The organism is Gordonia jinhuaensis (assembly GCF_014639795.1).
Taxonomy (GTDB): Bacteria; Actinomycetota; Actinomycetes; order Mycobacteriales; family Mycobacteriaceae; genus Gordonia_B; species Gordonia_B jinhuaensis.
In genome coordinates this window covers 1-6,085 of sequence record NZ_BMGC01000070.1, presented here as the reverse complement: position 1 = coordinate 6,085, position 6,085 = coordinate 1, and the positions used below count along the sequence as shown (strand labels likewise).

Below are 6,085 nucleotides of genomic sequence, written 5' to 3'. Positions count from 1 at the left end.
ATCGGAATGTGTCGCAACATCCAGATTTCCGGAGACCAGGGGCGTCTCACGTCATCGACACGCCAGCCCGCTGACCAGGCATTGCCCGCTCAAGTTCGAAGAGCCATGTTGTGTGACAGGGCGGTACGCGAGAGCGTGGCCGCGGGCAACGGGATGTCGCCCGCGAGCAGGTTCCAGCTCTGATCGGCGACCAGCGATCTGTCGGTGCCGGGGGCGCCAGAAGGTAGGCCTTTGGGGAGGTCTGCAGTGAGCAGAATGTGAGTCATAGTGTCCTCGAGATCAAGGCGCCGCGAAGATGGCACGGAGCCAGAGGAATTCGTGTGAGTCGAGAGAGTTCCCGATTGTCGATGACCTTAGCGCTCGACCGCGACGAAGGTGAAACAACAGTATCGCTCATGATTTACACTCTCGACTTGTGGACATCCACACTCGCAGGTTGCGGCATTTCCTGACGCTCGTCGAACATCTGCATTTCGGCCGGGCAGCTGCCCACCTCCACCTCACTCAGCAGGCCCTCAGTCGCGATCTGCAGATATTGGAGCGTGACCTAGGATTTCGGCTCATCGACCGGACGACCCGTCGGGTCACGCTCACCAGGGCGGGCGAATCCTTCGCTCTGACAGCGAAAGACGTTCTCGAACTGCTCGAGGATGGACGTCGTTCAGCACTCGAGCTCGATGAGAGGGCGCGCCATACCCTGCGGCTGGGGTTCGTCGTCGGTGGTGCGCTCGAACTGACCGACCTGATTCTCGAGGAGTTCGCGCGACGCCGACCGGATGTGGATGTCGAGCTCCGCGAGTTTGGCTCCGAGGATCCCACCGCGGGGCTGGCGCAGAACGGATCCGAGGTCGCCTTCATACGTCTCCCGATCGATGTTCGCGAGGTATCACTGATCCCCCTGTTCAGCGAACCCGTCTGGGTCGCACTGCCTCACCAGCATCAGTTGGCCACATATGACCGCATCAGCATCACCGATCTCGGGGACGAAACCGTCATAGTCCGAGGTGGATACGATCCGACTTCGGATCAATTCTGGTCGGGCGGGACGAGTCTGGACGGCGCGGGTGATGTGGTCCGCAAGAAACTCACTATTGCTCGATCGATCACAGAAGAGCTCTCCATGGTCGCGGCCGGGCGCGGATGTTCCCTGGTCACACTGTCGGTGGTACGACTGCTGCCGCACCCGCATGTGCGGTTCGTACCGGTCGAGGATGTCCCGAGGTCGACTGTCGCGCTGGGGATCCGGCGAGACTGCGAGGATCTTCCGGCGGTGGCTGCCCTCCGGGATGTGGTCCGATCCATATGTGAGCGCGAGGCCGGTCTGATTCAGCTGATCGAAGGCCGAGGATGACGGTAGACCGGCAGCGAATGTTTCGTGCTGGTTTCACCTTCGAGACAATTGTGGTGTTTGTGGCATTGATCGTCTTGAACGGTTGACCTGAGCGGTTGTCCAAGTGCACGATCATCTCGTTCTGATGGCTATCGGAGGTGGTCGCGTGGCGAAACTGCCGGCGGATGTTCGCCGAAATCAGTTGATCGAGGTGGCTATTGCGGTGGCCAGCTCGGAGGGCATCGCCGCCGCGACGACGCGTCGAGTGGCGGCCGAGGCCGGAGTGGCTGTGGGCGTCGTCCATTACTGCTTCGGCACCAAAGAGCTTCTGATGCGCGAGGTCATCAGGGCGATCGTGAACGAGATCCTCGAGGCGAGCATCGACGCACCTCGAGAGGGTGACAGTCTGCGGTCCTATCTGAGTCGTGCTGCCGATGCATATTGCGTCGCGATCACAAGGAATCACGAAAAGCGAAGACTGACTTTCGAATTGACCACGTACACGGTCCGGACAGACAGTGCGCGTGAGTTGGGGCGTATGCAGTACGAATGCTATTTCGAGGCTGCGCGCAGATTCTTCGTCAGAGCAGCCGAGGCCACGGGCACGGCCTGGATTGTGTCCGTCGAGACGTTGGCGCGGATGCTGGTGGCGATGAGTGAGGGTATGGCACTGGTCTGGTTGGTGGACAGGAAGACCGATGAGATGCGAAAAGTGTTGGCGACCTTCGTTGATCAGCTTCTCGCTCTCGCGACCGAGGCACCCGATCAGCAGATCTCGACGTCCGCAGACATGCTGATCGAGTACGGCGAACGCTAGACAGAATTCGATCACGACACGACGTAATTCACCAGCAAGTGCGGCGATCTCGGCATCAGTGCCGAGGTCTACTCAGCGCGCCACGGGAACGATCCCGTGCGGCGGCGCCCACCGACGTTCATCACTGCGGTCAGCGAAAGGGATTCACGTGGAACAGATCAAGGCAATCTCCAGCTCCAAGGCACCGGGGCCTGTCGGTGCCTACACGCCGGCTGTCTGCGCGAACGGATGGTGTTTCGTGTCGGGGCAGGTCGGTTGGAACGCTGATTTCGGCGGACTTGCAGAACGCAGCCCCGCGGAGCAGACCGTGCAGGCCCTCGCGAACATCGAGGCATTGCTGATGGCTGCGGGATCATCTCTGGCGCATGTGGTCAAGACCACCGTGTACGTGAACGACCCCTCGATCATCGGAGATGTGAACCAGGCGTATGAGTCCGCACTGCGGGCGGCCGGGGTCGAGGTGCTGCCCGCCCGTACGCTCATCTCGGGTGGCATACCTGTCAGTGTCGAAATCGACGTCATAGCACGGTGTCCAGAGTGAACGGCGGTACCGAGTGCAACCGGTCGCCGGCTGTTGTAGCGCCCGGTGCCGGTGTCGCTCTGGTGACACTCTTCGCCGACGACGACGCGCTTCTCATTGACGAGACGGCAGATCTGGCTGCGCGGTTGGTCGACGCCGGAGCGGCCTCGGTCTTGGTGGCGGGTACATCTGGCGAGTTCTGGGCGCTCGATGACGAGGAACGGCTGGTATTGGTGAGCGCGGTGCTGGCCGCTGTTCCTCCGACGACGCCGGTGATCGGTCACGTCGGTGGGGTCGGCGCCGAACGTGGAGCAGTGATGGCCACGCGGATGTCTGATGCGGGAGTAACCGCGATCACCGCGCTGCCTCTGGGCGTCGGTGATGATCTCGCCGGGTTCTACGCGGCGATCGGAAGCAGCAGTGGCGTACCGGTTCTGGCCTATCACCTGCCCCAGGCAGCGGCCGAAATCCCGCTGCGAGAGCTGGCGGGTCTCGGTGTCGCCGGGATCAAGGACTCCTCTGGCGATTCGGCACGCCTGATCGAAGAGGCGCTGGACATGGGCATTGAAACCTACACAGGTGTGCCGACACTGCTCGGCGTCGCCCGCGACATCGGCGCTGCCGGTGCCATGCTCGGGATTGCGAACGTCTGGCCGGACGTTGCCGGCCGAGCATTCCAGGGAGACGAAACGGCGTTGGGGGAGTTGGTATCTCAGCACACCACAAGCCTCCACGAATTCCCCCGCGCTTTGAAGGCCATGACGGCTGCACGCTGGGATGTCCCTGCCCATGTGTGGGGAAGCTAGAACTTTCTGAACTGTGCAACGCGGCACGGATCCCTCCGCGGCGAGACTCAGCTCGACTCGCACGCGAGGCGTCAGCGTCACCATTCCGGTGTGCCAGCAGGCTGCCGGTTGAACGATTGTAAGGCTCGGAATGACAGAATCACACGGACCAACAGTGCAGACGGTCACGCAGGTATCAGCTCCGCGGTTGGCGAAGCTCAGTTCTCGATATCGACGAGTTCTCCGCTCGAGGATATTCCACTTGGCCATGGTCGTCATCTTGGTGGTGCCCACCGCATTCGCGGCCATCTACATGTGGGCCCTGTGGGATCCGACGAACTATCTGCACACGATCCCGGTCGCGGTGGCCAATGACGATCAGGGTGGCTACTCCGACGGAAAGTACGAGAACGTCGGCGACGAGGTCTACAAGGGATTGACGTCGTCCGGTCAGCTCGACTTCCACAAGGTGAGTTCCAAGGAGGCGGTGACCGGCCTCGATCAAGGGCGATACGCTTTCTCCCTGGTGATTCCGGCCGATTTCAGCAGACGGGTGTTCTCGGTCACCGACGATCATCCCAAGCAGGCGAAGATCAACGTCTATTACAACGACTTCAACGGAATTCTGGTCGGGGCCACCGGAAATGGTGTGGTTGCCCAGGCGCAGCAACAGGTGCAGCAGTCGATCAGCAAGAGCTACGCCTCGGAGGTGCTGGTCGGTCTGAATCAGTTGGGGAGCGGGTTCACACAGGCCGCCGCCGGCTCGGGTCAACTCAAGGACGGTACGAAGCAACTCCTCGATGGCTCCGGTCAACTCGATGACGGGATCGGTCAGGTCGCCGATGGAGTGAACCAACTCAAGACCGGTAGCGGCCAGCTCTACGCCGGGACGTCGCAGCTGTCCACCGGAACCGACCAGCTCGTCGGGGGTACCAAGCAGCTCGGCGACGGAGCAGTGCAGATCCGCGACGGCGTCGGGCAGATCCTGACCCCGCTGTTACAGCAATTGACTCCAGTTGCGAACCAGGCCAAGCAGATCACACCGCTGCTCGGCCAGCTGGAACGCAGTCCCGACCCGACTGTGCGCGACGCTGCCAAGCAGCTCGCCGAACTCGTTGCGGAGGTCGATGCGACGAATCCTGACGGGGTTGTCAGCCAGCTGACGCAGCTACGCGACGGTACCGCCGAACTCGCGCGACAGCTGACAGATCCGCATGCGGACTATCTGTCCGGCGTTCTCCAGGTGAATGACGGCGCCAAACAACTCAATGATGGCGCGCGCCAACTCGATGACGGTCTAGGACAGCTTCAGCAAGGGATGCCTGCGCTGCAGGACGGAAGCAGACAACTCCATGACGGGATCAAGCAGGTCGACGACGGGACAGGTCAGCTCGACGGGGGATTGAAGGATGGAGCCAAACAAGCTCCTCGGGTCAACGATGTCAACGCCAGCGCCGATCAGTTCGCCTCTCCCGCAACGCTGGACGTCACCAATCAGGAGCCGAGTCAGATCCAAACCGATCCCAATGATCTGACGAAGAAGAAGATCAGCAAGGGTGCAGGCCCGGTGATCGTAGTGATCGGGACGTACTTCCTGGTCTTCTTGCTCTGGACGCTGCTCACGCCCACGATGCTCGGGGCCACCGGATCGGCGAGGCGTCGTGCGCTGGTCGGCACGGGAAAGGCCACTGTCGTCGGGGCGGTGGCAGGAGTCGTGTTCGGATGGAGTTTGAGCGCCGTTGGTGCCGCCGTGGGCTGGGATCCGGGAAGCTGGCCGGTGATGTTGGGAATCGTCGCTGTGGTCGGTGTCGCGGCGTCGCTGACCACCCAGGTCGTCACGTTGCTCTTCGGACGGGTGTTCGGTCCACTGATCGCGTTCGTGCTCTTCATGTTCGGGATGTTCGTCTACGGCGGGATCTGGCCTCCGGGGACGACTCCGGGGCCCATGGAACCACTGACGGACTTCTCGCCGATGACCTACTCGCAGCGCGCCATCGTTCGCGGACACATCCAGCTGTACGACAACGAGTTCATGGTGGCAGTGGTGATGCTGGTCGTCTTCATCATCGCCTCGACAGCGGTTGGCTATGTGGTGCGGTACGGGAAGGCGGTCGGGGCCGAGGCGAGTAGCGACGACGATCGGGAACCTGTCGATACGTCGGTGCATCGCCGCCGGTTCGGCGAGACATTCGCCGCTCGGGGCTGAGATGAGTACACCCCATCCACCGCCCCGCAGATGCATCATCACGATGTGACCAGCCGACGAACTGACCAGCCGACGAACTGACCAGCCGACGGATTGACCTACCCACGAATTACCCAGCCCACGAATTACTCAGGCAATGGCGCCTCTCGCTCGATCTCTCACCGAGGTGGTTTCATCATGAGTTCCTCCACAACAACCCATATGGCGGGTAGACCCGCATTGTCCACGCGCGGCGTCGTGGTGCTCGTGCTCGCGGCTGCGGCGCCCATGGCGGCGGTACTGGGGTTGCTGCCGCTGTCCATTGCTCGAGGTGGTTCGATCGCCGGGCCTGGTGCACGGATAGGTGACAGGGTTAGTCACGCGGCCTGAGGGGCCTCGTGGTTGATGATGGTCTCGAATTCAATGGGGGTCAATCTGCCGAGGCGGT

The 6,085-nt window shown here is 61.9% G+C and carries 6 protein-coding genes; 5 read left to right on the top strand and 1 reads right to left on the bottom strand.

Annotation, left to right across the window (positions count from 1 at the left end):
* Positions 1-89: 89 nt before the first annotated feature.
* Positions 90-266, bottom strand: a complete 177-nt coding sequence (locus tag IEW22_RS19475) for a hypothetical protein (protein ID WP_188588989.1) — start codon at positions 264-266, stop codon at positions 90-92.
* 149 nt (positions 267-415) lie between these two features.
* On the opposite strand from IEW22_RS19475, the gene IEW22_RS19470 reads away from it, so the two are divergent.
* From IEW22_RS19470 to IEW22_RS19450, 5 genes are all read left to right on the top strand, one after another.
* Entirely contained in the window at positions 416-1,351 is a 936-nt protein-coding gene (locus tag IEW22_RS19470) for a LysR family transcriptional regulator (RefSeq protein ID WP_188588987.1), read from the top strand.
* Positions 1,352-1,496: 145 nt separating this feature from the next.
* Positions 1,497-2,147: a TetR/AcrR family transcriptional regulator gene (locus IEW22_RS19465; RefSeq protein WP_188588985.1), complete on the top strand. Its 651-nt coding sequence runs from the start codon at positions 1,497-1,499 to the stop codon at positions 2,145-2,147.
* A gap of 148 nt (positions 2,148-2,295) precedes the next feature.
* Positions 2,296-2,688 carry a RidA family protein gene (locus IEW22_RS19460; RefSeq protein ID WP_188588982.1) on the top strand — a complete coding sequence of 131 codons (393 nt, stop codon included), beginning with the start codon at positions 2,296-2,298 and terminating at the stop codon, positions 2,686-2,688.
* The gene (locus IEW22_RS19455; RefSeq protein ID WP_188588981.1) at positions 2,685-3,473 is read left to right on the top strand and encodes a dihydrodipicolinate synthase family protein; all 789 of its coding nucleotides are present in this window, start codon (positions 2,685-2,687) and stop codon (positions 3,471-3,473) included. Before IEW22_RS19460 ends, IEW22_RS19455 begins: the two co-directional genes overlap by 4 nt.
* A gap of 130 nt (positions 3,474-3,603) precedes the next feature.
* Positions 3,604-5,658, top strand: a complete 2,055-nt coding sequence (locus tag IEW22_RS19450; protein WP_268235506.1) for a YhgE/Pip domain-containing protein — start codon at positions 3,604-3,606, stop codon at positions 5,656-5,658.
* The last annotated feature ends 427 nt before the right edge of the window (positions 5,659-6,085 follow it).

Excerpts from the sequence above, each read along its gene's own strand:
- IEW22_RS19450 (WP_268235506.1), top strand. The coding sequence starts at position 3,604 with ATGACAGAATCACACGGACCAACAGTGCAGACGGTCACGCAGGTATCA.
- IEW22_RS19475 (WP_188588989.1), bottom strand. The coding sequence starts at position 266 with ATGACTCACATTCTGCTCACTGCAGACCTCCCCAAAGGCCTACCTTCT.